We start from the raw sequence: 25,436 nt of genomic DNA on the forward strand, positions 1-25,436 counted from the left end.
GGCCGCCGCCGGGCTGCCGGCCCGCCGGGGGCCTGATTCAGCTGTGTCCGGGGACACGGCGTCAGCGCTTGGCGGGGGTATGCGCACCCTTGTAGTTTCGGAACTGCACATCATGGCAGCCGGGGTCCCGCACCACGGGGTCCGCTGCGGTGACTTCGATGACCTCGACCCCCGAAAGGCGAACCATGACCAGGATGATCGTGACCGGAGTGGACGCGAGCGAGACCGCGTTCAAGGCCGCGCAGAAGGCTGCCCGGCTTGCCGCGGATTCCGGAGCGGTGCTCCACATCTGCACCGCCTACAGCAGTGCCAGCTCCGATGCCCTCAGCGAGGCGCAGAGCGCACAGAACTCGAACCGGGTGATCTCCGCGGAGTTTCAGAAGCTCATCGACGGGGTCGCCGACGCATCCGAACGCGTCGCAGGATCCGTGGCGGAGATCCTGCGCCAGTCGCACCCGGATCTGACGATCGAGGTCTCGTCGATGGCCGGTACCCCGTCCGACGTGCTGCTCTACAAGGCGGAGCAGTTGAACGCGGACGTCATCGTGGTGGGCAACAAGAACATCAAGGGCGTGTCCCGGGTGCTGGGCAGCGTGGCGCGCAAGGTCGCCTCCGGAGCGAAGTGCGACCTCTACATCGCCAACACCTCGTACTAGGACCCGGTCTGCCCGGTCGGCTCCGTCTGCCCGAACGGCCGTCCCGGGACGTGTGATCCACGACCGGGGTTGTGCGCCGATCCCTCCGTCGGTAGTTTTGTGATCACACATCACGAGGATGTGGAATGCGGGGTCATGGCCGTCTGACGGTGTCGGACGGTGTCGGACGGTGTCGGACGGTGTCGGACGGTGTCGGACGGTGTCGGACGGCGTTGGACGGCGTTGGACGGCGTTGGACGGCGTTGGACGGCGTTGGACGGCGTTGGACGGCGTTGGACGGCGTTGGACGGCAGAGTGACCGGGGTACGGTGCCCCGACCGCCCGAACCGGAAGGTGGACTATGACCAGAACTGTGGTGACCGGGGTGGATGCGAGCCAGACCGCGTTCCGGGCGGCGGCGAAGGCTGCGGAGCTCGCCGGGAACTCCGGTGCAGTGCTGCACATCTGCAGTGCCTACAGCACCAGCAGTACCGACGCGCTCAGTACTATCCGGAGCCACAGCTCCGGGCGGACGAGCAAGGCGGAGTCCAGGAAGCTCATCGAAGGCGTGGCGAAAGCCTCCGAGCAGGTTGCGGAGTCGGTGGCGGCGATCCTCCGCGAGTCGAACCCCGGCCTGACCATCGACGTCTCGGCTGTCCCGGGCGCACCGGCCGAGGCCCTGCTGCGCAAGGCCGGGGAACTGGACGCCGACGTGATCGTGGTCGGCAACAAGAACATCAAGGGCGTGTCCCGGGTGCTGGGCAGTGTGGCGCGCAAGGTCGCTTCCGGTGCGAGGTGCGATCTCTACATCGCCAACACGACGTACTAGGACGTACCAGGACGTACCAGGACGTACCAGGACGTACCAGGACGTACCAGGACGTACCAGGACGTACTGCGACCTACCGGCGGTCAGGCGTCCTCGCCGGGAACGTCCGGCCAGTGCTCGTGGACCAGGTCGAGGATCATCCGGGGGAACTCCGGCTCGAAGCCCGGGGTGGGGACGCGCACCAGGGGGACGCCCAGTTCGGCGGCGGTGTCACGGGCTTCGGTGTCGAGGTCCCAGATGACCTCCATGTGGTCGGTGATGAACCCGACCGGGCACAGCAGGACAGGACGCTGGTCGCCGCCGGGGGTGGTCCCGCCGGTGAGTGATCCGGAGAAGTCCGCCATGCCTTCACCGGCGACTGTGGCTTCCAGGTAGTCACAGATGTCCGGCTCGAGCCACGGGATGTGCGGCGGGCCGGAGCGGGACTGCCACACGAGCTCCACGTCCGCACCCTCGGCACCGTCGACGGCGAAGCCGGACAGCTCCCGGATCTCGCGGGCCGCGGTGAGCACCTGACCGGAGTAGCGGTGGGTGGTGTCCGCCGAGGAGGTCTCGTCGGCGCTGACCGGGATGGAGTGTGCCGCGAAGAGCAGCCTGGCGTCCTTCTGCTGGTCAGCGGGCATGGCCGCGCGGGTCTCGTCGACGAGCCGGGCGAAGGTGGAGACGAACAGCGGGTGGTTGTGGAAGGGGCGGATCTTGGTCATCGCCGGGGGATTGAGGCCCGCGTCGCGGCAGGACTCCTCGGCCCGGTCGATGTCCTCCAGGTACTGGACGTGTCCGGAGTAGCCACCCCAGGCGGAGGTCGCGAGGACGAGGGCTTCGGTGATACCGTCGCGGGCCATCTGGGCGACCGTGTCCTCGACGAAGGGGTGCCAGTTCCGGTTGCCGAAGTAGACCGGCAGGTCGATGCCCGTCGGGGCGACGCGCTCGGCGATGAGTGCCTCCAGGTCGGCGATGATGTGCCGGTTCTGGTCGGTGATGGGGCTCTTGCCGTCCATCGCGAAGTAGTGCTCGCCCACCTCGGCGAGGCGCTCACGGGGGATGCCGCGTCCGCGGGTCACGTTCTCGAGGAACGGGATGACGTCCTCGTTCTTCTCGGGTCCGCCGAAGGAGAGGACGAGCAGTGCGCGGTGGGGATTCGGTGCCGCCGGTTCAGCCATGGAGGTCAGCCTACCCGCGGGGGTGGCGGGGGTCCGAAATCGCGAGGGGAACCGCTAGACGTATACCCCAGGGGGTATAGTCAGGATATGGCTGAATCACTCCACACCGTCATCGTCGGCGGCGTCGCCGGCGGTATGTCCACCGCCACCCGGCTGCGCCGTCGTGACGAACACGCCCGGATCACCGTTCTCGAGAAGTCCGGACACGTCTCCTTCGCCAACTGCGGCCTGCCGTACTACATCGGCGGTGTCATCGAGGGGCGCGAGAAGCTGCTGCTGCAGACCCCGGCGTCCCTCCATGAACGTTTCCGTCTCGACGTGCACGTCAACACCGAGGTCACCGCCATCGACCGGGAGGCACACGCACTCGACGTCACCGACCTGACCACCGGTGCATCCCGCCGTATCCGTTACGACCGTCTCGTGCTCTCGCCCGGGGCGTCCCCCGTGGAACTGCCCGTCCCCGGTATCGGACGCGCCCTGTCACTGCGCACCGTGGAGGACACCGACCGGATCCACGACGCCGTCGCCGGGCTCGCCCCCGGGGTCCCTGGCGTCATCGTCGGCGGCGGGTTCATCGGCATCGAAGTCGCCGAGAACCTCGCCCACCGTGGACTGAAGGTCACCGTCGTCGAATACGGTCCGCAGATCATGGGGCCGCTCGACCCGGAGATCGCCGCAGTCGTCGAACAGCGCCTCGTCGACCGCGGCGTCCGCGTCCTCACCGGTACCGGCGTGACCGCCGTCGGGGAGGACTCCGTGACGCTCTCCGACGGCACCGACCTGCCCGCGGACCTGGTGATCACGGCCGCCGGCGTCCGCCCGGCCACCGGGTTCGCCGCCGACGCCGGCCTGGAGGTCCTGGCCGACGGTGCCCTGGTCGTCGACCGGACCTGGCGGACCTCTGATCCCGACATCTTCGCCGTCGGGGATGCCACCGCCACCCCCGACTTCCTCACCGGTGACCCGGTCGTCGTGCCGCTGGCGCAGACCGCGAACCGGGACGGACGCCTGGTCGCCGACATCATCGCCGGTGATGAGGTGACCTTGCCCGCCACCTACGGCACCTCCGTCATGGGTGTCTTCGGGCTGCAGGTCGCGTCCACCGGGTGGTCGGAGAAGCGACTCATCGCCGCCGGTGTTCCCCACCAGGCCATCGCCACCCACCCCGCGGACCATGCCGGCTATTACCCGGGAGCAGCGACCCTGTCGATGAAACTACTGGTCGGAACCGGTGACTTCCGCGGTGAGGACCTGCGTGACCGCATCCTCGGCGCCCAGGTCGTCGGCGGGCACGGCGTGGACAAGCGCATCGACATCATCGCCACCGCCATGCAGTCCGGCCGGCGCGCCTCGGAGCTGCTCGACCTGGAGCTGGCCTACGCCCCGCAGTTCGGCTCCGCGAAGGATCCGGTGAACATGCTCGGCTACGTCGCCGACAACCTGCGCACCGGTCGGACTGACCTGGTCACCTGGTCCTCGATCGGTGACATTCCCGACGCGGTCCTGCTCGACGTGCGCAGTCCGGCGGAGTTCGCCGGCGGTTCACTGCCGGGAGCGGTGAATGTGCCGCTCGATGACCTGCGTGACCGGCTGGCAGAGGTGCGTGACCTGTGTGCCGGGACTTCCGGTGCAGGTACCCAGCGGCCACTGGTGGTGTTCTGTCAGGTCGGTCAGCGCGGGCACGTCGCGGAATCCCTGCTGCGTGGCGAAGGGTTCGGTCCGGTGTACAACCTCACGGGCGGCTACCGGACCTGGTGTGACGGGCAGTCGTCGCTTCACTGACGCGGTGGTGGAGGCCATCGGCGGAGTAGCGTCGGAGTGGTCAGTAACGCCATCACCAGTCAGGAGAACACCATGGCCGACAACGCGACCGAATCCACCGGTCCCGCCCGCGAACTGAAGTTCATCTTCCTGTCCACCGAGAACATCGACGCTTCGGTGACCTTCTACACCGGGGTCCTCGGTTTCCCGCTGAAGTTCCGCGACGGCTCCCACTTCGCCGCCCTCGACGCCGGTCAGGTCACCCTTGCGCTGTGCACCCCGATCGACCACCCGATCCCGGGCAAGGTTGTCGTCGGCGTGAAGTCCGATGATCCGGACCGGGACGCCGCACTCGTGGACGCCAACGGCGGTGCGGTCGTCCAGGAGGCGCACGACGACGCCCATGAGCGCCGCGCCGTGGTCTACGACAATGAGGGCAACGGCATCGTCTTCTACCGCTCGCTGCACCGGTAGCGGGGCTGGCCGACCGTCCCGGCCGGTCCGGTCAGGCGAGCCGCAGGTGGCCTGATCCGCTGCCGGGGTTCTGCCGGTCATCGCCGGTGATCGCGGCGGCTTTCTGCGCCTCGAGCAGGTCGGCACGGGCCCGGGCGACGCGGGAACGGATCGTGCCGACGCGCACACCGCAGATGTCCGCGGCCTCGGCGTAGGAGTAGCCGAGCACCTGGGTCAGGGTCAGTGCCTCCCGACGGTCGGGGGCGAGATTGTCGAGCAGTGCCCGGGCGTCCACCAGCTCGGCCCATGCCTGGTCTCCGGCGGTGTCGGGGGACGGGGACCGGCCCGCGGCGTCCTCCCACTCCTCGACGGACTTGCGGGGACGGGCCATGTCGTGACGGACGCTGTCCACCCACACCCGGCGGGCGAGGGAGAGGATCCAGGTGCGGGCCGAGGAGCGGGCGGCGAACCGGGGGAGTGCGCCGAGGACGCGGAGGTAGGTCTCCTGGGTCAGGTCATCGGCACGGTCGGTGTCCGCGAGATGCGCGAGCAGGCGCCACACATCGTCGTGGGTCGCCTCGATGAACTCGGAAAGTGCCTGTCGGTCACCGGCACCGGCCTTGAGGGCCAGGTCCGTGACAGCGGCGTCGGCGCTGGTCCGGTCGGACGCCGCCGAACCGCGGCGTCGGGAAAAATGGTCTCGCACAGGTGTCACTTTAGCACCCGGGGTGCGATCCGGCGTGCTGCGATAAGTGAACCACTATTGTTAATAGTTTATTCATTGACCCCTCTGATAGTCGGCGTATAACGGGGATTGGAAGAGGAATCCACACGACTACTGGAGGGCGTCATGACCGACCAGACTGCAGACCACACAGACCCCACATCCGCCGACATCGCAACCCGCGGTGTCTGCCCCTACGCCGGGCACTCGACGAACGTCAACGGCGCACCGGTGCGTACCGAGGAACACTCGGTGACCGTCGGCGAGCAGGGGCCCATCTCCCTCACCGACACGCACCTCATCGAGAAGCACGCCCACTTCAACCGGGAGCGCATCCCGGAGCGCAACGTCCATGCCAAGGGCACCGGCGCCTTCGGTGAACTGACAATCACCGAGGACGTCACCGCCTATACGAAGGCCGACCTGTTCCAGCCGGGCCGTGTCACCCCGATGCTCGCCCGTTTCTCGACCGTCGCCGGTGAGCAGGGCTTCCCCGACACGGTCCGCGACGTCCGTGGCTTCTCGCTGAAGTTCTACACCCGCGAGGGAAACTACGACCTCGTCGGTAACAACACCCCGGTGTTCTTCCTGCGTGACGGCATGAAGTTCCCCGATTTCATCCGCTCGCAGAAGCGTCTGACCAACGGTCTGCGCAGCGCGGACATGCAGTGGGACTTCTGGACCCGCAGCCCGGAGACCGCCCACCAGGTCACCTATCTCATGGGTGACCGCGGCATCCCGACCGATGCCCGTCACATGGACGGCTTCAGCTCGCACACCTACCAGTGGATCAACGCCTCCGGTGAGCGCTTCTGGGTGAAGTACCACTTCAAGACCCGCCAGGGCTGGGACTACTTCACCGACGAGGACGCCGGGAAGCTCGTCGGGTCCGGCGACTTCGACCACACCCGCTCCGACCTTTACGAGGCCATCGAGCGCGGCGACTACCCCACCTGGGACGTCAAGGTGCAGATCATGCCGCTCGACGAGGCCGAGGGGTACCGCTGGAACCCCTTCGACCTGACGAAGACCTGGTCGCAGAAGGACTACCCGCTGATCCCGGTGGGGCACTTCACCCTCAACGAGAACCCGCAGAACTTCTTCGCCCAGATCGAGCAGGCCGCCTTCGCCCCGTCGAACATCGTCCCCGGTATCGGCTTCTCGCCGGACAAGATGCTCATGGCCCGCACCTTCGCCTACGCCGACACGCAGCGCTACCGCCTCGGTGTGAACTACACCCAGCTGCCGGTGAACCGCCCTGTCGTGACGGAGCAGAATGTCTACACCGCCAAGGACGGCGCGGCCGCCTACGAGTTCCCCGCGGCCGGCACCCCGACCTACTCCCCGAACCGCTACGACCGGCCCGAGGGCGTCGATGACGTCGACGACGGTTCCGGCGCGGTCGAGCAGGGTGCTGAGCCGGGGCAGTCGAAGTACGGTTTCGGACGCGGCGCCGAGTCCGCCACCGGCCCGGCCGATGACCTGGGCCTGTTCGACGAGAACTACGGTGGCGACCTCACTCGCGGGGCCTACGTCCGGCACCCCGACGACGATGACTTCATGCAGCCCGGGCAGCTGGTCCGTGAGGTCCTCGACGATGCCGGGCGCGAGCGCCTGGCCGGCAACATCGCCCGCGCCATGCAGGGTGTCTCCGAGCAGGTCGAGGGCCAGTGCTGGGTCTACTGGGGCCGTGTCGACGAGAACCTCCGTGACCGGGTCGAGGAGATCTACACGGAGCTCAAGAACAGCTGACGCGCACACCCCGCATACGCAACTCACCCTCACCAGCGACTGATCCGGAAGATCGGCTGCTGGTGAGGGTGAGTTGCGTGCACGGGGAGAGTGACGTGGGTGGAGGAGGCCTCAGTCCTTCTCCGGCTCCCGTTCGCCGCCGGAGAGCGGCACCGTGTGGTCCCAGTGGGTCGCGTGCAGGGCGCGTCCCACCACATACGACCCCACCGCCTGGACCACCAGCAGCGCACCGATCGCCCCTATCGCCTCCAGGAGCTCACCGAGGGCGAACCCCTCAGTTGTCCACGAGTAGACCAGGTGCGAGATGATGAGCAGCGGCAGGCCCATGCCCATCGCCGGGCCCAGCATGTTCACCTGGCTCAGGGCGTCCGGCGCGAGGTACATCGCCACCGCAGACACCAGGATGAACAGGGCACCGGCCAGGGCCAGTAGCCCCACCACCACCGCTGACCACCAGGTCAGGTCGTGGTACTCGCGCATCTGCCCGGTCTCGGCGGCCAGGAGCGTCAGGGATGAGTTCATGTCTGCCATGTCGGTCATGTCGGTCATGTCGGTCACCGCCTTCCGCGGGTCAGGATGCGGGCGAAGGAGATCGTGCTGATCGCGCCACCGAGCCCGGCGATGAGCACCACATCGTAGACGATCGCGGACCGCTGGAACAGGGTGTACACCAGGAAGCCGGCGATGACGGTCACGTAGATGATGTCGGCGAGCACGGCGCGCCGGGCGTCATTGCGGGTGGTCACCGCACGCCACAGCACAACCAGCAGCGAGACGCCGATTATCGCACCGGCCACACCGGCGAAGATCCACAGGAGATGTGTCGGGGTCACTTGTCGTTCTCCTTCTCTTCCGTGTCTCCGGTGGCATCCCCGGCGTCTCCGGCATCTTTGATGTCCTTCGACTTCGTCGGGACGTTCTTCCACCGACTGAGGTTGAGCCGCGGTTGGGGCAGCTTCGCGCGGGCCTCGAAGGCGTTGATGAGCGAGGAGTTCGCCGGGGTCCCCGGGTGCTTCCGCTTCATCTTCCGGTGCTTCGTGGCGTCTCCGTCGGTGCTGCCGGAGGTATCGGTGGTGGACACGGTCTCGTCGGCGGCCGCGGCGTCCGTGGTCTCCTCCGTCTCCTTCACCGGACGGCCGGTGGCGATGCCTTCGGCCGCACGTTCGTAGACCGAGGCGTCCTCGTCACCCATCGCCGCGAGAGCGGCGCGGGCCTCCCGGCGCTTCTTCTGCTCGGCCCTGCGCTGGGCCGCCATCTTCTCGGCGTGCTCGCGGGCGATCTTCTCCCGCTCCGCCTTCGACAGGTCCGGCAGGTCAGCGACATCGAGCTCGTCCTCGGCCCGCATGATCGCGGCGACGAACGCATTGGCGTGCGGTGTGGAATCGACCTTCTCCACGGCGAAGACGCTGTCCTCGCTGGCACGACCACCGTGGGTGCCGCGGTAACCACGCGGACCGGGTACGCCACGCTCCACCAGGTGCTCGACGTCGAACTCCGGGGACTTCTGTTTGACCTCGGGGGAGATCTTCGCCTCCATCACGGCCAGCCCGTGGAGCAGCTCCTGTGGGTCGGAACCGTACATGGCGTGGACGGCGAGGAAGCGCTGCACCCGGGGCAGACCGTGCGTCCGGAACTCCTTCGGACCGGTTGCACCGATGTCGCGCGGGTTGAACTTGCCTGCGGCCGCGTCATCGTCGACTTCCTTCGGCCCGGTGACACCGAGCGCCAGGGTGCCGGGAGTCATGGTGATCGACGCGATGAAGGCGGCGACGTCACGTTCGTCGGTGACACGCAGCGGATAGTAGAGGATCACCGGCGCGATGTTGCGACCGGTGGTGAAGGTGTCCTTCGCCATGATGAGGGACTCCTTGATGATCTGACCGACCAGCCAGGTGCCGTAGGACACCACATGCACAGTCGACCGCAGAACGGAGCGGACGGATCGGCGGGCCATCACCGGTCACCTCCTTCAGTGACGTCAGAGGGGTCGTAGGGCGTCATCAGGACATCGGTCGGCAGGACCACACCGACGGCCTCGTCAGGATCGCCGAGTACCGCCTCGACATAGGCGGTGGTGTCGGTGAGACCTGAGGCGGCGTCCCGCGTCCACCCGGAGACCGGGCCGGCACCGAGGAACATCACCAGGCTCAGCACCATCAGTGCCGCCGAGGGCAGGGTCATCGATCCGCTGACCGCCAGGGTCGGATCCATGTCCTGCGGGTCCATCGGGCGGCCCCAGAAGACCTTGCGCCACGCGTACAGCAGGCTGAGCAGGGCACCGACCGAGGCGACGACCACGGCCGCCAGTCCGATCCAGACCTTCCATCCGGAATCTTCGCTGATCCCAAGGACCAGCATGAGCTTGCCCCAGAGGCCGGAGAAGGGCGGCAATCCGGCCAGCGACAGGGCCGCGGCGGCGAAGACGGTGGAGACCAGCGGGTCCCGGCGCATCAGGCCGGACAGCCGGCGTAGCCGACCGGTGCCGTAGGTCTCCTCGATCGCACCGGCGGACAGGATCATTCCCGCGGCGCTGATCATGTGGTGCAGCATGTAGAAGATCGCGGCCGAGAGCATCAGCTCGGCGTCCCCGGAGAGGAACGCCAGAGACACGAGGATGAACGGGATACCGTTGACCATCTGGTAGGCGATGACGCCACGCAGCGACGCCTCGCCGAGGCCGGCGAAACCGCCGATGAGCATGCCGGCGACGGCGAAGGCGAGAATGGTCAGCGCCCACCGCTGGTCGCCGTCGAAGACGGTCATGTAGACGCGCAGTACCGCATACACGCCGACCTTGGTGTGCAGGCCGGAGAACAGGGCCATCACCGTCGGGGAGGTCGAACCGTAGGAGCGGGGCAGCCAGCTGTGCACCGGGGTGGAACCGGACTTCACGCACAGTGCGAGCAACACCATGCCGAGAGCCATCCACAACTGCCACTGGGTGCCGAAGACGTCCGTGTCGAAGCCGTTCTCCGTCGCCCTCGGCCCGGCCGCGCCGGCCAACGCGGCGAGGTTCGTGGTACCGATGACGCCGTACACCAGGCCGACACCGGCCAGCAGACACATCGAGGTCACCAGGTTGACCAGGATGAACGCCCGGCCGGCGGCGAGCCGGGCCCAGGTGCCGGTCATGGTCAGCAGCCCGAAGGAGGGCATCAGCATGATCTCGATGAACACGAAGAGGTTGAACAGGTCGGCGGTGAGCAGCGCGCCCCACACGCCGCCCATCAGCATGAGGGTCATCGCAGGGAAGAACCGGGCACGGTTCTCGCCGACGACCTCGGCGAACCAGTTGGCCGCCAGGGCGACGACCGAGGTGGTGATGATCATCAGGGCGGACAGGGTGTCTGCGGCGAGCGGGATGGCGACACCGCCGGCGAACTGTCCGATACCGGTGGACAGGACGTCGGTCCCGGCGTCCCCACCGTCACCGGCGCCGGAGACCGCGGCGAGCAGGAGCGCACCGCCGACCACACCGGCGGCCGGGACAAGCAGGGAGAGGGCACGTCTGACCGTCGACCAGGGAAGGATCGCCGCGATTCCCGCCGAGATCAGCGGGGTGAAGACGAAGACCGGGAGGAGCTCCGCGGGGAAGTTCATCAGTACTCCTCCTCACGCAGCCGACGCCGGCGGGCCTGCGGCGACTGCTCGTCGATGTGGTGGGCGGCCCGGCCCCGTGTCTCCAGGGAACGGAACTCGCGCTGGGCGCGTTCGATGTCTTCCGCGGAGGTCGTGTCGTCGTCGCGGCCGAGGGCGGCCATCGCCAGCATGACCGCGGTCGCGGCCATGGAGATGACGATGGCCGTGAGAACGAACGCCTGGGGGAGCGGGTCCGCGGCGTCGGCGACCTCTGTGCGGTCGGCGATCGGGTCGGCGCGCCAGGCACCGATGCCGGCGGCCAGCAGGAGGATGTTCACACCGTGACTCATCAGTGTGGTGCCGATGATGATGCGCACCATGCCGCGCTGCATGACCAGGTACACACCACCGGCGATGAGGATCGCGATGACAGCTGAGATGATCACTGGTCCTTCTCCTTCTCCGTCGTGTCGGCTGTGCCTGATGTGTCGGACGGTTCATGTGCTGCGGCCTTCTCGGCAGCTTCCCGCGCCTTACGGACCGCCGCCGGGTGCAACGGCACCGACGACCCTCCGAAGGTCTCGGACACGGAGTACACCGCAGGCTGCGCTGCCGTGGCGCCGGTCTCGACCGGTGCCGCCTTGGTGGTGCGGCTCGGATCGGCGCCGGGGCGGTTGCGTCCACCCAGTGTGTTGACCACCACGATCACCGTGCCGATGACCGCGAGGTACACACCGGCGTCGAAGACCAGGGAGGTCGTGACGTGCTCGCTGCCGATGTGCCCGTGGATCGGGGTGAGGAATCCCGCGCCGTCGGACGCGAGGTAGCCGATCAGGCCGGTCCCCAGTGCCAGCAGCATGCCCGACCCGATGATGTAGTAGCCGAGGTTCTTCCCGCCGACCGTGCGGGACGCCGGCTGCACCAGGTACCAGAACACGATGCCCAGGGCCAGGATCAGGGCGGCGAGGAAGCCGCCGCCGGGGGACTGGTGTCCGCGCCAGAACACCGCCGCGGAGTAGATCACCAGCACCACCGCCATCGGCCACATCACCATCCGGCCAAGTACCGAGTTCAGGTAGGTGCTGCGCAGGTAGCGGGAGTAGAAGGGGGCGAGTTCCGGGACATTGTGCACGTCGGGGAACTTCGTGGTGCCCTTGCGGCGGAACAGTTCCGAGCTCGACCCCGGGCCGTAGCCGGGGACCGGGGACCGGGGCACGGAGTTGACGACCGCGGCGATGACGATACCGGCCATACCGAGGACGCAGAGCTCGCCGAGAGTATCGAAGCCACGGAACTCCACGATGATCGAGGCGACGATATTGTTCGCCCCGGATTCCTCCGGGCCGTTCTCCAGGTACCACATGGCCAGCTCCGGTCGACCGTGCCGGCCGATGAGCAACCAGGAACCGATGAAGACGATGAGGCCGACGATGGTCGCGGAGACGATGGAGAATTTCGCCCGGTTCTCACCTTCCCGCAGGTACAGACGCGGCTGGTGGCGGACGATGAGCATGAGGAACACGGTGACCACGAACTCGACCATGAGGTTGGTCAGGGCGACGTCCGGTGCGCCGAGGGTCAGCATGATCCAGGAGACCGCCGCGCCGGCGATACCGACCAGGATCACCGAGCCGAACCGGGAGCGGGTGGAGATGATCGCGATGACCACGAGCATCACCATCGCCAGGCCGGCGAGGTCGCCGATCTGGTCGATGCCGTCGACCCGCGGCGGCAGGCTGCCGAGCTGGTGCAGTCCCTCCTCGTCGAGGAAGGCGGCACCGGCGAGCAGCAGCACCATCGCGAAGATCCAGATGAGGTGGCGGGTCGGGTTGAGCGAGTTGCCCGGCCGGTTGGCCAGACGTCCCCACCGGTTTGCGAGCTGCACCGACAGTGAGATGAAGCCGGCACCGGTGAACGGCAGCAGGTGTCGCCGCTCCATCGCGGGGAAGATCCGGTGGCGGGCGAAGAGCAGGGCGACGCCCACGACGATGACTGCGGCGGTGATACCCAGCGGCACCGTCCAGCCGTGCCAGAAGGCGAGGTGGGAGTGGTGGGCGTCCGCGCCGGTCATGCCGGTCGCGGAGACCACGGCATCGAGCGGGTCGTCCCAGAAGGCGAGGACGCAGACCGCCGGGATGCTGGCGAATGCCGGCAGGACCGCCGGCAGCCAGAACACCGGGGAGGCCTCGCGGACCTCGTCATCGGGAGTCGTGGAGGGGGAGGGGACGCGCTCGGCGCCGTCCGGGCTGTCAGGGTTGTCGCTGTCGAGCGGCCGCCCGTCGATGAACGCGCCGAGCACGTACTTCGCGGAGTACAGCAGGGTCGCCACCGCACCGATACCGGCGGCGGTGAGCAGGACGATCTGGCCCGCGGTGCCGACAGGGGCCTCCTCGAAGGCGCCCAGCATGCCCTCCTTCGAGACGAAGCCGAGGGTCGGCGGGAGCCCGGCCATGCAGGCCGCGGCGACGACCGCGCCGCTGAAGGTCCACGGCATCTTCCGCCACAGGACGCCGAGATCCCGCAGGTCACGAGAGCCGGCCTGGTGGTCGATGACACCGATGATCATGAACAGGGAAGACTTGAAAAGGGCGTGCGCGGCGGTGTGGACCACTGCCGCGGCGAGCGCGACCGGGGTACCGACACCGATGGTGGCGACAATCCATCCGAGCTGGGAGACCGTGGAATAGGCGGTGAGCTTCTTCAGATCCGGCTTCTGGATCGCGAAGACCGCGGCCATCACGGCGGTGAACATGCCCGAGATGATGAGCATGAGGTTCCACACGGTGACCTCGTGGAAGGCCCCGGAGAACCGCATCAGCAGGTAGATACCGGCCTTGACCACGGCTGCGGCGTGCAGGAAGGCGGAGACCGGGGTGATCGCGGCCATCGCCTCCGGCAGCCAGGCGTGGAAGGGGAACTGGGCGGCCTTCGAGAAACCGGCCAGTGCGATGAGGGCGGCGACGATGCCGGTGCGCACGGCGTCCTCCCCCCAGGCGTCCGAGGCGATGATCCCTGACAGGCTCGTGGTGCCCGTCGTCGCGACCGCGATACCCAGGGCGACGAGCAGGCTCAGCCCACCGGTGAAGGTGAGCAGCAGCGTGCGCATCGCTCCGGGTTCGCCGGTGCGTCCGGCGCGGGCGATGAGGAAGAAGGACGCCAGGGACACGAGCTCCCAGGCGATGAAGAGGACCGTGACATCGTCGGCGAGGAAGAGCAGGACGACCGAGGCCATGAAGGCGGTCATGAGCACGTAGAAACTCATGACGCCGTCGCCGTGGTCCTCGGTGGTGCGGTGCAGGTAGCGCGCCGAGTAGGCGAAGACCGCGGCGCCGATGACCAGGGCCAGGAGCACGAAGAACAGTGAGAGACCGTCGAGCCGCAGCGCCAGGGATACGTCCCCGCCACCGGGCAGCACATCCGGCAACCAGGTGGTCGACCAGCTGACGGTGCGGCCGTCGATGACGCCGGAGGCGAGGTCGGGATCGGCGATGATCCAGACCACCAGGGCCGTGAACAGTGCGGCGAGCGGCCACCCGGCGTCCCGGTCGAGGAGACGGACCAGGGCGGGGACGAGGATCAGAGCCACGGTGAGGATGACAGGAATGAGGACGAGGCTCGTCAGGGTCACGGTCGGAGGACCACCTCACTGTGTCGGATTGTGTGCGTGTGTGGGTTCGCGCGACACCGACCGCAGGTCAGCACCGGTTGACGTGAACGCGATACACCTTGTGGGGCCGGCAGGCAACGGTTCTACTGTAACAGGCGACGGTCACCGGCTGCGCTGCAGGTCACGGGTGGTGATCGTCGAACACCTCACATTGGCTCCCGCCAGGGTGCTGCGCAGGTGGTCACAGAGGTCCTACCATCGGTCACATGATTTCCGACGAACTCCTCCTGCCGTCGATCGGCTTCGGTACCTACAAGCTCCGGGGCGATGCCGGGCGCGCCGCGGTCACCTCCGCGATCGAGAACGGCTACCGACTGATCGACTCCGCCTACAACTACGAGAACGAAGGCACCGTCGGTGCCGGTATCCGCGACGCGGTGGCCGCCGGCACCGTCGACCGTGACGAGATCATCTACACCAGCAAACTCCCGGGGCGCTACCAGCACCGGGAGGACGCCCTGGCGACTGTCGAGGAAAGCGTGTGGCGATCGGGTATCGGCCCGGTCGACCTCTACCTCATCCACTGGCCGAATCCCGGCCAGGGGCTCTACGTCGAGGCGTGGAAGGCGCTGATCGAGGCCCGTGACCGTGGCCTGGTCAAGCACATCGGCGTCTGCAACTTCCTGCCCGAGCACCTGGAGACCTTGGAACGCGAGACCGGGGAACTGCCCGTCGTCAACCAGATCGAGCTGCATCCCGAGTTCCCGCAGACCGAGGCACTGGCGTGGAACATCGACCACGGCATCATCACCGAGTCCTGGAGCCCGCTGAACCGCGGCGAGGTACTGGACGCGGCCCCCGTGGTGGATGCGGCGGCCGCCCATGGTGCCACCCCCGGACAGGTTATCCTCGCGTGGCACCGGTCACGCGGTGCCGTGGCGATTCCGAAGGCGTCCTCGACCGCCCGGCAGCGGGAGAACCTGGAGTCTCTGCAGCTTGAACTCTCGGCGGACGAGGTTGCGGCGATCACCGGGCTGGGGCGCCCCGACGGACGACGCAAGGACCAGGACCCGGCGGTGTACGAGGAGTTCTGAACCGGCATCAGGTGAGGTTATGCTCACGTCATGACGTTCAACTCCCGTATTCTCCGTATTTCCGCCACTGTCGCGGCCACCGTGTCCGTCGCCCTGGCGTCCGCAGCCGTCGTGGCCGGCCCGGCGTCCGCCGCCCTGCCCACCGTCCCCGACTCGGTCTTCCCGCAGGTGACCGAGGACCCCGATGTGACCGTGACCTTCGAGGACGGCACACCCGTCGCTGAGAGCACCGTGGTGCACCGCGGTGACGTCCTGCTGGTGCACGGTGAGGGCTTCTCTCCGGACGCCAACCGTGGCGGCTTCGTCATGCCGATCATCCCTGGCGTCCCCAACGGTGTGTACGTCCTCTACTCCGGCTTCGACGATGACTGGCGTCCGTCCGAGGGTGCGCCGGGCGAGGCACGCACCCACCCGCACGACCAGCTCGCCTGGGTGCTGCCGGACTCCTCCCTCAATGCCCTTCCGACCGCCCCGGACATGCGGACGCCTATCGCACGGGAATCCCAGCGCATGGAGACCGACGGCACCTTCACTGCCCGGATCGTCGTCGATCCGCCGGCGGAGACCCCCGGTGACAACTTCGGGGTCTACGTGTACCCCGCCGCCGGGTCGGTCAACGCCGCCGAGGAGATTTTCGTGCCGCTGAGCTTCTCCGCCGAACCGGGCGCGAATGCCCCGGTCGAGCCGACTCCGGACCTCATCCTGGACGCCGGGCTGCTGGCCACGGCCGCGGACACCGCCGGTGGCAAACTGGCTCCGCGCGACGGCGCTTCCCTGCTCGACGGTGACCGGGTGGCCTGGTCGCTGGACGCGGACGCCTCCACCGACGGTGTGGCCCGGTACCGCGGCACCGTCCACGCGACGGCGAAGTTCTCCATGGCCGATGTCGTGGTCAAGGACCCGTGGGTGGTCACCGGGGCAGACGGTACCCGGGTGCTCTCCGCCGAGATCTCCGACGGCTACAACTCCTCCGACGACTCGGTGACCCGCCGAGACCTGGGCACCCTGGTCGAGCGCGACGGCCGGACGGTCCTGACGCAGGGTCCGGTCGAGCTCGGCGGCGTGACTGTCGCAGAGTAGATCATCCCAGCTCCGGTGCTCCAGGGTGGTTCTGAACTGGACCCGTGAAGTTGGACTCGAGATCAACGAGACACTTCAGGAGAACCGGTCCCACACCAGGAGCGCCTGACCCGCACAATGAAAAACACCCTCCGACCCGTAGTGAAGGTCGGAGGGTGTTCCTCTGGCTGTCGGGGTAGCGGGATTTGAACCCACGACCTCTTCGTCCCGAACGAAGCGCGCTGCCAAGCTGCGCCATACCCCGGTCTGGAACGGCACGGTCACCATTCACATGGCGTCCCGTGTCGCAACGAGGACAAACTATAGGCGACCCGGCGGGGATCGCGCAAAGCGGCTGGTCAGGGCAATCGCCAGGCCCTTGGTCAGGGCGCTGTCCATACGCCTGGTGCGTCGGGTGTCACTCCGCCGGGCGCTCCACGACATGCACCAGCGTCGCCGAGGGGCGGCAGAAGACACGGAAGGGCACGTACTTCGACGTCCCCAGCCCGTTGGAGACGTGCAGTGCCATCCGCTCGGACCAGCGGGACAGCCCCGAGACCCGGGACCGGTCGATGCCGCAGTTCGTGATGATCGCCCGCCCGCCCGGCAGGCAGAGCTGCCCACCGTGGGTGTGACCGGACATCGCCAGCTGGTAGCCGTCGGCGGCGAACTGGTCGAGCACCCGCGGCTCCGGGGAGTGGGCCAGGCCGATCGCCAGGTCGGCCTCCGGGTTCGGGCCACCACCGAGAGCGTCGTAGTCGTCGCGGTTGAGGTGCGGGTCATCGACTCCGCCGACAGCGAGTCGTAGACCGTCGACCGCGAAATCGGTGCGGTGGTGGGTGGCGTCCTGCCAGCCGTGCTCGAGGAAGGCGGCACGCATGCCACGCCACGGCAGTTCGACCTCGCTCGGCGGGTTCTTCTTGCCGAGCAGGTAATTGAACGGGTTGACCGGGTGCGGCGCGTAGTAGTCGTTGCTGCCGAAGACGAACACGCCGGGACGCCGCAGCAGTGGCCCCAGGGCCCGCAGGACGCCCGGCACCGCCTGCTCTTCACCGAGGTTGTCGCCGGTGTTGACCACCAGGTCCGGGTCCAGCTGGTCGAGGGACGCCACCCACCGCTGTTTCAGCTTCTGGTGGTCCAGCATGTGCAGGTCGGAGACATGCAGGATCGTGAAGTCGTCGCGTCCGACCGGCCAGGCGTCCGCGTGGAAGCGCCGCAGCCGGTCGAAGGTACCCGGGGCGAGGACCGGGGCGGTCACCTCGTGGAGGATGAAGTCGCGGGTCCCCAGCAGTCCGCCGGCGGCGGTCAGTGCGCCGGTGGCGGCGACGACACCGCCGGCGGCGGTGGTCACGCGCGCCGCGGTGCGCAGAGTTGAACCCGGGGCGGAGGCCGGGGTGGATTTCCGGTCGGTTTTCCGGGCAGGACGGGGACGCAGGGGAGAAGTACTCACCCGGCCAGTCTAACGACGGTCCCGCCCGTGCAGGTAGGACCTGTCGAGGTCCGGGAGCTTCCCGCCGCCGTAGCGGCCGGCGGACGCGGTGAGCGTCTGGAAGAAGGTCCGGGCCGGCTCATTGCCGCCGAAGAGATTGCCGGCCCCGCACTGACGCAGCGGGGAGGTGCACAGTTCCGCCACGGTGCCGCCGTCGTTGAAGGCGTAGGTCGCGCCGGCCAGTCCCGGGATGAAGCCGAGGAAAGCGGCCGAGAGGTTGGACTCGGTGGTCCCGGTCTTCGCCGAGACCGGGTCGTTCCAGCCGGAGCTCTTTGCGGCGGTGGCTGCGGTGCCGTTGCCGGCGTCGTCGCCCATGCCGTTGGCCAGTGCGTTCGCGACCTTCTTGTCGAGGGCCTGTTCACAGTCCGCGGCATCCGGCGTGACGTCCTTGCCGTTCCGGTCGGTGACCTCGAGGACAGGCGTCGGCTCGCACCAGCGGCCGTTGTCGGCGAGGCTGGCGGAGACGTTGGCCAGTTCCAGGGGGTCGACGGCCAGCGGGCCGAGCACGAAGGAGCCCATGTTGGAGCCGGCGACGGCGTCCTGCACGGAGGTCTCGCCGTCGAAGCTGCCGGGCTCGGCGTAGGACCGCAGGCCGAGCTTCACCGCGAGATCGACCATCGAGGTCACGCCGACCTTCTGGGCGATGTCGACGAACGGCGTATTCGGACTGGTGGCCAGGGCCTCGCGCAGGGTCATGGAGGACTTGAAACTGCCGGCGTTCTCCACGCAGTACTTCCCGGGCGGGCAGCCCTCGGCGCCGCCGTCGCCCATGCCCTCGACCTCGATACGGGAGGGGACGCTGACCGTGTCGTCGAGGCCGAGGAGCCCTTCGTCGAGCGCGCGGGCGGCGGCGAAGAGCTTGAACACGGAGCCGGCACCGTTGCCGACCATGGAGTGGGTCACCGGCAGCACGGTCTGGCGGGCGTCGGCGTCCAGCCCGTACACGCGGGAGGACGCCATGGCGACGACCTCGTGGGCGTCGTCGGTGGGCGCGATGTAGTTGGAGGAGACGGAGACGCCCTCGGCGTCCGATGCGGCCTGGCTGCGCGCCGAGGAGACGGCGGCCTCCTGGGTGGCGGGGTCGAGGGTGGTGCGGATCGTGTAGCCGCCCTGGCTGAGTTCCTCGATCGGAAGGTCGTGTTCGGCGAGGTATTCGAGGACGTAGTCGCAGAAGAAGCCGGAGTCGCCGGCGCTGATGCAGCCCGAGGGCTCGGTGGAAGGCTCCTCGGTCACCCCGAGGGGCTCAGCGGCGGCGGTGTCACGGTCGGCGGGGCTGAGGGCACCGGTGTCGACCATGGCGTCGAGGACCGTGTTGCGGCGGGCGAGGGCGGCGTCCGGGTGCGTGTAGGGGTCGAGGTTGGTGGTGGACTGCACCATGCCCGCCAGCAGTGCGGACTGGGCGACGGTGAGGTCGGCGGCGGTGGTTCCGAAGTAGGTGCGTGCCGCGGTCTCGATGCCGTAGGCGCCGTTGCCGAAAGAGACGAGGTTGAGGTACCGGGCGAGGATCTCGTCCTTGGTGTAGTTGTTGTCGAGGTCGATGGCCAGCTTCATCTCGCGGAGCTTGCGGGCGGCGGAGGTCTCGGTGGCGGCGTCCCGCTCCTCGTCGTCGGTGGCCTCGATGAGCAGGAGGTAGTTCTTGATGTACTGCTGGTCGAGGGTGGACGCGCCCTGTTCGACGCCGCCGCTGGTGAGGTTGGCGACCAGGGCGCGCAGCGTGCCACGGACATCGACGCCGTCGTGGTCGTAGAAGCGGCGGTCCTCGATGGCGACGACGGCGTCCTTCACGTTCTGTGAGATCTTGTCGGACTCGACCTGGTAGCGGCGCTGGTCGTAGAGGCGGGCCAGGGGATTACCGTCGCGGTCGGTGACGGTCGAGACCAGGGGGAGGGACGCGTTGGCGTCGATATCCCGGAAGTCCTCGTTGACGGTGTCGCTGGCTTCGCGGGTGACAAGCGTGGCGGCGCCGACGACGGGCAGCGCGGCGACGACGGTGAGCACGGCGATGAGCAGCACCGCGGTCAAAAGGCGGGGCAGCTGGGGGTTCTCGGCCGTTCCTGTCATGGGGCCACAATATCCGGCGGGACGCGGTTTCCCCGCGTTCCGGCGGTACTGGACCGGTAAGAGGCCGGTGCTGGACCGGTGCTGGACCGGTGCTGGACCGGTGCTGGACCGGTGCTGGAACGGGTCCGGCGAAGCATCGGAGACGCGCTGTGCGATGTGACGGGGGTAGAGGTGGGGGTGAGCGCTCCGGGCGAATGCCCTGGAATCCGTGTGCGGTCGTCGTCACGTGCTGTAGGGGGACCACGGGGGGAGTGGGAGCGGGTTGTATCACCTCTGATACTAGTTCGGTGACCTGCGTGGATGATGGATTTCCGACCGGGGGTTTGACGAACGCGCGGGAATGTGTGGTGGCGGTCACACAATCAGCGGCGGGGTCGGGCGGCGGCAGATGGGTGACCTGTCCCACAATTCGCACCGGTATGAGCCATTAGACACTTCTAATTCTGTGTGAATACACTTACACCTAGTTTCCGATCGACCCGTCGCAGGAGGTTTTCCGCGGCGGTATCCCCGAAATCACTGGAGGACTCTCCGATGACCACTTCACTCCGTCCCGTTGAGCGTGCAGATGCCACCGACACGGTCGTCCGCCGGGCAGCCGGTCAGGTCACGACCCGCGAGTCCTTCACCAACCGTGGTGAGTGGATCACCCAGGCGCACTGCCGCAACGTCGACCCGGAGGAGCTGTTCGTCCGAGGCGCCGCCCAGCGCAAGGCCGTCGCCATCTGCCGTCACTGCCCGGTCGTCCTGCAGTGCCGTGCCGACGCACTCGACAACAACGTCGAATTCGGTGTGTGGGGAGGCATGACCGAGCGTCAGCGCCGGGCCCTGCTCCGCAAGCACCCTGAGGTCACCAGCTGGGCCGACTTCTTCGCCGGTCAGCTCGCCTCCACCGCCGCACAGTCCGCGGAGTAGTTCCGGTGCAGTAGTCTGGCGCGCATGACTACTTGGGAATACGCCACCGTTCCACTGCTCACCCACGCGACCAAGCAGATCCTCGACACCTGGGGGGAGGACGGCTGGGATCTCGTCACCGTACTGCCCGGCCCGACGGGAGAGCAGCACATCGCCTACATGAAGCGGGAGAAGTAGACATGGCCAGCAGCGTCTCCGCCCGCCTCGAAGAACTCGGCATCACCCTGCCGCCGGTCGCTGCCCCGGTCGCGGCCTATGTCCCGGCCCTGCGCAGTGGAGACCTGGTCTTCACCTCCGGTCAGCTGCCTTTCACTGACGGTGAGCTCCCCGCCACCGGTTCCGTCGGCGACGGCGCCCCGGTTTCTGCGGACGATGCCAAGGCCTACGCCCGTACCGCCACGCTCAACGCTCTCGCTGCCATCGACTCCCTCGTCGGCATCGACAAGGTTGTCCAGGTCGTCAAGGTCGCCGGCTTCGTGGCGTCCGCGCCGGGCTTCGGCGGTCAGCCGGGCGTCGTCAACGGTGCATCCGAGCTGCTCGGTGAGGTCTTCGGTGACGCCGGTGCCCATGCCCGTAGTGCCGTCGGCGTCGCCGAGCTGCCGCTGGGGAGCCCGGTCGAGGTCGAGCTCATCGTCCGCGTCGCGGAGTAGGGGAGTCGCCGGGGGACCGTATCCTCTCGGATACCCCGGACCTACCCCCGTATCTCCGACAGTCGGTCCCTGATTCGACGTAGGATCGGGGGCATGGAGCATCCCGCTTACAGCCAGTTGCGTCCCGTCACTCCGTCAGCCGGAGTGGTGCTGTGTGACAACCCCAGCTACTCCGCTCTCGAAGGTACGAACTCGTGGATCATCCGGGCCCCGGGGGACCGTGTCGCGGTGATCGTCGATCCGGGTCCGCACGATGAGGGCCATCTCAATGTGCTGCAGGCGCAGGCTGAGGCCGCGGGCGCGGAAATCGCCCTGATTCTGCTCACCCACCACCATGGCGACCATGCTGATGGTGCTCCGCGGTTCCGTCAGCTCACCGGTGCGCCGGTCCGTGCCGCGGACAAGCGTTGGTGTGCTGGTGGGGAGGTGCTGGAGGACGGGGAGCTGATCAGTTTCGACGGTCTCACCCCCACCATCGAGGTCGTCGCGACGCCGGGCCATACCGGGGACTCCCTCTGCTTCTTCATCCACGGTGCCGGTGGTGCGGCGGATACCGACGACGATGTCGAGGGCATCATCAGTGGCGACACTCTGGCAGGACGCCACACCACGATGATCTCGGAGACCTCGGGTGACCTGGGGGACTACCTCGACTCGCTGCGACTGCTGGACAAGCGCAGTCACGGCGTCCGCCTGCTGCCGGGTCACGGTCCGGACCGGGAGGACGCCGCGGAGGTCGTCGAGAAGTACATCAACCGTCGTGAACAGCGCATCACACAGGTCACCGAGGCGGTGAAGAAGCTCGGGGAGGACGCCACGGTCGGTCAGATCGTCGACGAGATCTACACCGACGTCGACCCGGTGCTGCGCTCGGCGGCGAAGCAGTCCACCCGCGTGACCCTGCACTATCTGGGGCTGTCGACGAACTAGGGGCAGCGGAGTCAGAGCCGGTAGGCCTTCGCCGGGGAGGCGGCGATGGCGACCGAGGCGATGGCGGACGCTACCAGCATGACCACGGCCAGCGGGGCGGGGTCCAGCTCGCCGTTGATGCTCACCAGCGGGGAGACGAGTCCGGCCAGGCCGAACTGCAGGAAGCCGAGGACCGCGGATCCGGAACCGGAGGCCTTCGGCACCGCGCTGAGTGCCAGGGAGGTCGCGTTACCCATGACCAGGCCCAGGGATCCGACGATGATGATCAGGGGGATCATGAGGCTGGTCGCCGGTGCGTTCACCATGACCATCAGTCCGAACAGGACCGCGCCGGCGAGGTTGACCGCGAGTCCAATGCGGGTGAGGTTCCGGATCCGGAACCTGACTGCCAGCTTCGACGCGACGATGCTGACCACCATGAGTGCCAGCGCGTTCAGGGCGAAAGCGAGTCCGTAGCTGACGGTGCTCATGCCCATGTACTTCTGGTACAGGAACGGGGACGCGGAGATGTAGGCCATCATCGTCGCGAAGCCGAAGGAGAAGGCGAGGACCGGGGCGATGAAGGCACGGGATTTCAGGCCGGATTCGGTGTTGCCGGTGTCCGTGGCTTCCACGGCGGCCCCGGGGGTGGCGTCCTTCCCGGTGAAGCGCGGGTGACTCTCCCGGATGAACGCGAGAATGCAGACCAGGGCGATCAGACCCAGTCCGGCGACGACCCACAGCAGACCCCGCCAGCCGATCGGGTCAGCGAGCAGGGACCCTGCGAAGGGGGCGAGGACCGGGGCGATGCCGCCGACCATCATCATCAGGCTCATGGCCTGGGCGGCCTGGGTGCCACGGTAACTGTCGGTGACCACGGCGCGTCCGATGACCATGCCGGCGGCGCCGGAGATGCCCTGGATCAGGCGGAAGACCACGAGCAGTGCGAGTGACGGTGCGAGCGCGGCGCAGATGGACGCCGCGAGGTAGAGCACGGTGCCGACGAGGAGCGGTCGACGGCGTCCGATGCGGTCGGACAGGGGCCCGAAGATCAGCTGGCCGACGGCGGCGCCGATGAGGAAGGTGGTGAGGGAAAGTTGCGCGCCGGAGGTGGTGGTCGACAGGTCGTCGACGATCTGGGGCATGGCCGACAGGTAGAGGTCGGTGGCGAAGGGGGCGACCGCGGCGAGAAGGCCGAGGGTGATGAGCAGTGCAGGGTAAAGAGACTGTTCGGTCTCTGCCTGCGGTGAGTCCGGCGTGGTGGTGCCGGCGGCTGTACTGGTGCGGGGGTACGACATGGTGTTGGCGAGATCCTTTCTATGCAAACATCGCTATGCTAGCATTGATACATGCGGGAGCGTAAGATCCTCGACATGACTCATGTCGGAACCGGGGACACGCCACGGAGCACACCGGGGGACTCGACTGGGGAGATCGCGGATCTGCTGCTGCGGGTCGCGCGCAAGATCCAGATGGCGGAGCCGGGCGAGGGCATTGAACTCACCCACCTTGAGGGGTTGGTCATGACCCGTATCGACGACGAGCCGGGCATCACGCCCACGGAACTCCGCGCCGCACTGAACCTCAAGAGCAGCAACATGAGCGCGACGCTGCGTTCACTGGAGGCCAAGGGTCTCATCGAGCGCGCCCGGGACGAACACGACGGACGCATGGTGCGTATCCGGCCGACCCCTTTCTCGGCGGAGAACCTCTTGCGTGTCCGTGCGGGGTGGGCGGAGATGCTCGCCGACCTCCTGCCGGATGCCGCGGAGAACGCTCACCTGGCAGCTGTGCTGCGCCGTCTCGACGCCGGGCTGGGCTGAGCTCCGGGCTGCGTCCTGCGCCGGGGTCTGGGGCGGGGTGCGACAAGTACGACGAGCGCCAGGGCGACGCACGCCATACCGACCCAGCCGGAGCCACTGAGCTGCTCACCGACAACCACGACCGCCAGCAGCGCGGCGACAGCGGGTTCCAACAGTGTCACCGTCGTCGCCGTGGACGGGTTCAGCCGGGTCAGTCCGTACCCGAAGACCAAGTAGCCCAGGAACATCGGCACCAGCGCCATGTATGTCGCCACCCCGATGTTCTGCCACGAGTCAAGGATCGGTGCACCCGTCACTGCCAGTACCGGCAGAAGCATCAGGCCGCCCAGGCCGAAGACGGAGCCCATGGCCGCACCGCGGCTGACGGGGCGTCCTGAGGTGGTGATCATCAGCTGGAATGACACCCATGAGTACAGGGCGTAGGACGCGCCTGCCGGCAGTCCCAGCAGGACGCCGGGGACCACGTCGTCGGCGTCCACCGTCCCGGACCCACCGCCGTGCGAGGTGCACAGCAGGACTGCGCCGATCACTCCCGGCACCAGCGCCAGGAACCACCGACGGGAGGGAGGACGCCGCGTCGTCACCCACTCCAGGACACCGGCGAACAGTGGAGCGGACGCCAGGGAAACAACCGTTCCCACCGCGACCCCGGCCAGGTGCATCGAGCTGTAGAAGGTCAGTGGGTAGACCGCGACCGCCAGCGCGCCGAGGACCACCATGCCCCAGCGGTCGCGGAGAGTGTTCCGGTGACGGCGAAGGTCGGGGAGGGCGATGAGCGCCTGGAGGATGCCGCCGATGCCCAGGGCCGCGGCGCCGGTGGCCAGCGGTCCCACACCCTCGTTGAAGGTGGCGGCGGTGCCCGTCGTACCCCAGAGCACGGCGGTGGTCATCACCGCGAGCAGTGCCGGGTGCACCGATCCTTGACTCGTGGCA

25 protein-coding genes and 1 tRNA gene are annotated in these 25,436 nt (G+C 68.0%); 12 read left to right on the forward strand and 14 right to left on the reverse strand.

What is annotated here, in order from left to right; translation table 11 throughout:
- Window positions 1-61: 61 nt before the first annotated feature.
- Entirely contained in the window at window positions 62-187 is a 126-nt protein-coding gene (locus tag Q0A27_RS08890; protein ID WP_291474699.1) for a hypothetical protein, read from the reverse strand.
- On the opposite strand from Q0A27_RS08890, the gene Q0A27_RS08895 reads away from it, so the two are divergent.
- Both Q0A27_RS08895 and Q0A27_RS08900 read left to right on the forward strand, forming a co-directional pair.
- On the forward strand, window positions 186-656 hold the full coding sequence (locus tag Q0A27_RS08895; protein ID WP_291474700.1) for a universal stress protein: 471 nt from the start codon (window positions 186-188) through the stop codon (window positions 654-656). The genes Q0A27_RS08890 and Q0A27_RS08895 overlap by 2 nt on opposite strands.
- Before the next feature lie 340 nt (window positions 657-996).
- Window positions 997-1,464 carry a universal stress protein gene (locus tag Q0A27_RS08900; protein WP_291474701.1) on the forward strand — a complete coding sequence of 156 codons (468 nt, stop codon included), beginning with the start codon at window positions 997-999 and terminating at the stop codon, window positions 1,462-1,464.
- An 83-nt stretch (window positions 1,465-1,547) separates the two neighbouring features.
- On the opposite strand, the gene Q0A27_RS08905 is transcribed toward Q0A27_RS08900, so the two are convergent.
- Window positions 1,548-2,624 (reverse strand): ferrochelatase, encoded by a 1,077-nt coding sequence (locus Q0A27_RS08905; RefSeq protein WP_291474703.1) that lies wholly within the window; start codon window positions 2,622-2,624, stop codon window positions 1,548-1,550.
- Between the two features lie 87 nt (window positions 2,625-2,711).
- On the opposite strand from Q0A27_RS08905, the gene Q0A27_RS08910 reads away from it, so the two are divergent.
- Both Q0A27_RS08910 and Q0A27_RS08915 read left to right on the forward strand, forming a co-directional pair.
- Window positions 2,712-4,409: an FAD-dependent oxidoreductase gene (locus Q0A27_RS08910; RefSeq protein ID WP_291474704.1), complete on the forward strand. Its 1,698-nt coding sequence runs from the start codon at window positions 2,712-2,714 to the stop codon at window positions 4,407-4,409.
- 72 nt (window positions 4,410-4,481) lie between these two features.
- Entirely contained in the window at window positions 4,482-4,862 is a 381-nt protein-coding gene (locus tag Q0A27_RS08915) for a VOC family protein (protein WP_291474705.1), read from the forward strand.
- Window positions 4,863-4,893: 31 nt separating this feature from the next.
- On the opposite strand, the gene Q0A27_RS08920 is transcribed toward Q0A27_RS08915, so the two are convergent.
- Window positions 4,894-5,547, reverse strand: a complete 654-nt coding sequence (locus Q0A27_RS08920) for an RNA polymerase sigma factor (protein WP_291474706.1) — start codon at window positions 5,545-5,547, stop codon at window positions 4,894-4,896.
- 144 nt (window positions 5,548-5,691) lie between these two features.
- On the opposite strand from Q0A27_RS08920, the gene Q0A27_RS08925 reads away from it, so the two are divergent.
- Window positions 5,692-7,317, forward strand: coding sequence for a catalase (locus Q0A27_RS08925; protein ID WP_291474707.1), 1,626 nt, complete (start codon window positions 5,692-5,694; stop codon window positions 7,315-7,317).
- A gap of 111 nt (window positions 7,318-7,428) precedes the next feature.
- Here Q0A27_RS08925 and Q0A27_RS08930 read toward each other — a convergent pair whose 3' ends face one another.
- From Q0A27_RS08930 to Q0A27_RS08955, 6 genes are read right to left on the reverse strand one after another with little or no spacing between them, the layout of a single operon-like run.
- Window positions 7,429-7,839, reverse strand: a complete 411-nt coding sequence (locus tag Q0A27_RS08930; protein WP_291474737.1) for a Na+/H+ antiporter subunit G — start codon at window positions 7,837-7,839, stop codon at window positions 7,429-7,431.
- Window positions 7,840-7,871: 32 nt separating this feature from the next.
- Entirely contained in the window at window positions 7,872-8,150 is a 279-nt protein-coding gene (locus tag Q0A27_RS08935) for a monovalent cation/H+ antiporter complex subunit F (RefSeq protein ID WP_291474708.1), read from the reverse strand.
- Window positions 8,147-9,271 (reverse strand): Na+/H+ antiporter subunit E, encoded by a 1,125-nt coding sequence (locus Q0A27_RS08940; RefSeq protein ID WP_291474709.1) that lies wholly within the window; start codon window positions 9,269-9,271, stop codon window positions 8,147-8,149. Before Q0A27_RS08940 ends, Q0A27_RS08935 begins: the two co-directional genes overlap by 4 nt.
- A complete protein-coding gene (locus Q0A27_RS08945; protein WP_291474710.1) occupies window positions 9,271-10,917 on the reverse strand; it encodes a monovalent cation/H+ antiporter subunit D family protein in 1,647 nt (548 codons plus the stop codon). The genes Q0A27_RS08940 and Q0A27_RS08945 overlap by 1 nt, the downstream gene beginning before the upstream one ends.
- Window positions 10,917-11,342, reverse strand: coding sequence for a cation:proton antiporter subunit C (locus Q0A27_RS08950; RefSeq protein WP_291474711.1), 426 nt, complete (start codon window positions 11,340-11,342; stop codon window positions 10,917-10,919). Before Q0A27_RS08950 ends, Q0A27_RS08945 begins: the two co-directional genes overlap by 1 nt.
- Window positions 11,339-14,524, reverse strand: coding sequence for a DUF4040 family protein (locus Q0A27_RS08955; RefSeq protein ID WP_291474713.1), 3,186 nt, complete (start codon window positions 14,522-14,524; stop codon window positions 11,339-11,341). The genes Q0A27_RS08950 and Q0A27_RS08955 overlap by 4 nt, the downstream gene beginning before the upstream one ends.
- 245 nt (window positions 14,525-14,769) lie before the next feature.
- Between Q0A27_RS08955 and Q0A27_RS08960 the strand changes: the two genes are divergently transcribed.
- Together Q0A27_RS08960 and Q0A27_RS08965 are read left to right on the forward strand one after the other, a co-directional pair.
- The gene (locus Q0A27_RS08960) at window positions 14,770-15,597 is read left to right on the forward strand and encodes an aldo/keto reductase (RefSeq protein ID WP_291474714.1); all 828 of its coding nucleotides are present in this window, start codon (window positions 14,770-14,772) and stop codon (window positions 15,595-15,597) included.
- A gap of 30 nt (window positions 15,598-15,627) precedes the next feature.
- Window positions 15,628-16,677, forward strand: coding sequence for an HtaA protein (locus Q0A27_RS08965; protein ID WP_291474715.1), 1,050 nt, complete (start codon window positions 15,628-15,630; stop codon window positions 16,675-16,677).
- Between the two features lie 170 nt (window positions 16,678-16,847).
- Here Q0A27_RS08965 and Q0A27_RS08970 read toward each other — a convergent pair.
- The 3 genes from Q0A27_RS08970 to Q0A27_RS08980 form a co-directional block, all read right to left on the reverse strand.
- Window positions 16,848-16,921 (reverse strand) — tRNA-Pro (locus tag Q0A27_RS08970).
- 153 nt (window positions 16,922-17,074) lie between these two features.
- Window positions 17,075-17,965 (reverse strand): metallophosphoesterase, encoded by an 891-nt coding sequence (locus Q0A27_RS08975; RefSeq protein WP_291474738.1) that lies wholly within the window; start codon window positions 17,963-17,965, stop codon window positions 17,075-17,077.
- Between the two features lie 150 nt (window positions 17,966-18,115).
- Window positions 18,116-20,206, reverse strand: coding sequence for a transglycosylase domain-containing protein (locus Q0A27_RS08980; RefSeq protein WP_291474716.1), 2,091 nt, complete (start codon window positions 20,204-20,206; stop codon window positions 18,116-18,118).
- A 534-nt stretch (window positions 20,207-20,740) separates the two neighbouring features.
- Between Q0A27_RS08980 and Q0A27_RS08985 the strand changes: the two genes are divergently transcribed.
- From Q0A27_RS08985 to Q0A27_RS09000, 4 genes are all read left to right on the forward strand, one after another.
- On the forward strand, window positions 20,741-21,121 hold the full coding sequence (locus tag Q0A27_RS08985; protein ID WP_141328520.1) for a WhiB family transcriptional regulator: 381 nt from the start codon (window positions 20,741-20,743) through the stop codon (window positions 21,119-21,121).
- Between the two features lie 24 nt (window positions 21,122-21,145).
- Window positions 21,146-21,298, forward strand: a complete 153-nt coding sequence (locus Q0A27_RS08990) for a hypothetical protein (RefSeq protein WP_014010976.1) — start codon at window positions 21,146-21,148, stop codon at window positions 21,296-21,298.
- A 2-nt stretch (window positions 21,299-21,300) separates the two neighbouring features.
- Window positions 21,301-21,771: a RidA family protein gene (locus Q0A27_RS08995; RefSeq protein WP_291474720.1), complete on the forward strand. Its 471-nt coding sequence runs from the start codon at window positions 21,301-21,303 to the stop codon at window positions 21,769-21,771.
- Window positions 21,772-21,864: 93 nt separating this feature from the next.
- Window positions 21,865-22,701: an MBL fold metallo-hydrolase gene (locus Q0A27_RS09000; protein ID WP_291474722.1), complete on the forward strand. Its 837-nt coding sequence runs from the start codon at window positions 21,865-21,867 to the stop codon at window positions 22,699-22,701.
- 11 nt (window positions 22,702-22,712) lie between these two features.
- Here the strand turns inward: Q0A27_RS09000 and Q0A27_RS09005 are convergent, their stop codons facing one another.
- Window positions 22,713-23,978 (reverse strand): multidrug effflux MFS transporter, encoded by a 1,266-nt coding sequence (locus tag Q0A27_RS09005; RefSeq protein WP_291474724.1) that lies wholly within the window; start codon window positions 23,976-23,978, stop codon window positions 22,713-22,715.
- Window positions 23,979-24,029: 51 nt separating this feature from the next.
- On the opposite strand from Q0A27_RS09005, the gene Q0A27_RS09010 reads away from it, so the two are divergent.
- The gene (locus tag Q0A27_RS09010) at window positions 24,030-24,503 is read left to right on the forward strand and encodes a MarR family transcriptional regulator (protein ID WP_291474725.1); all 474 of its coding nucleotides are present in this window, start codon (window positions 24,030-24,032) and stop codon (window positions 24,501-24,503) included.
- On the opposite strand, the gene Q0A27_RS09015 is transcribed toward Q0A27_RS09010, so the two are convergent.
- The coding region (locus Q0A27_RS09015; protein WP_367273316.1) for a DMT family transporter at window positions 24,458-25,436 on the reverse strand (979 nt) is incomplete at its 5' end. The genes Q0A27_RS09010 and Q0A27_RS09015 overlap by 46 nt on opposite strands.

This window comes from Corynebacterium sp., assembly GCF_022712275.1.
Taxonomy (GTDB): Bacteria; Actinomycetota; Actinomycetes; order Mycobacteriales; family Mycobacteriaceae; genus Corynebacterium.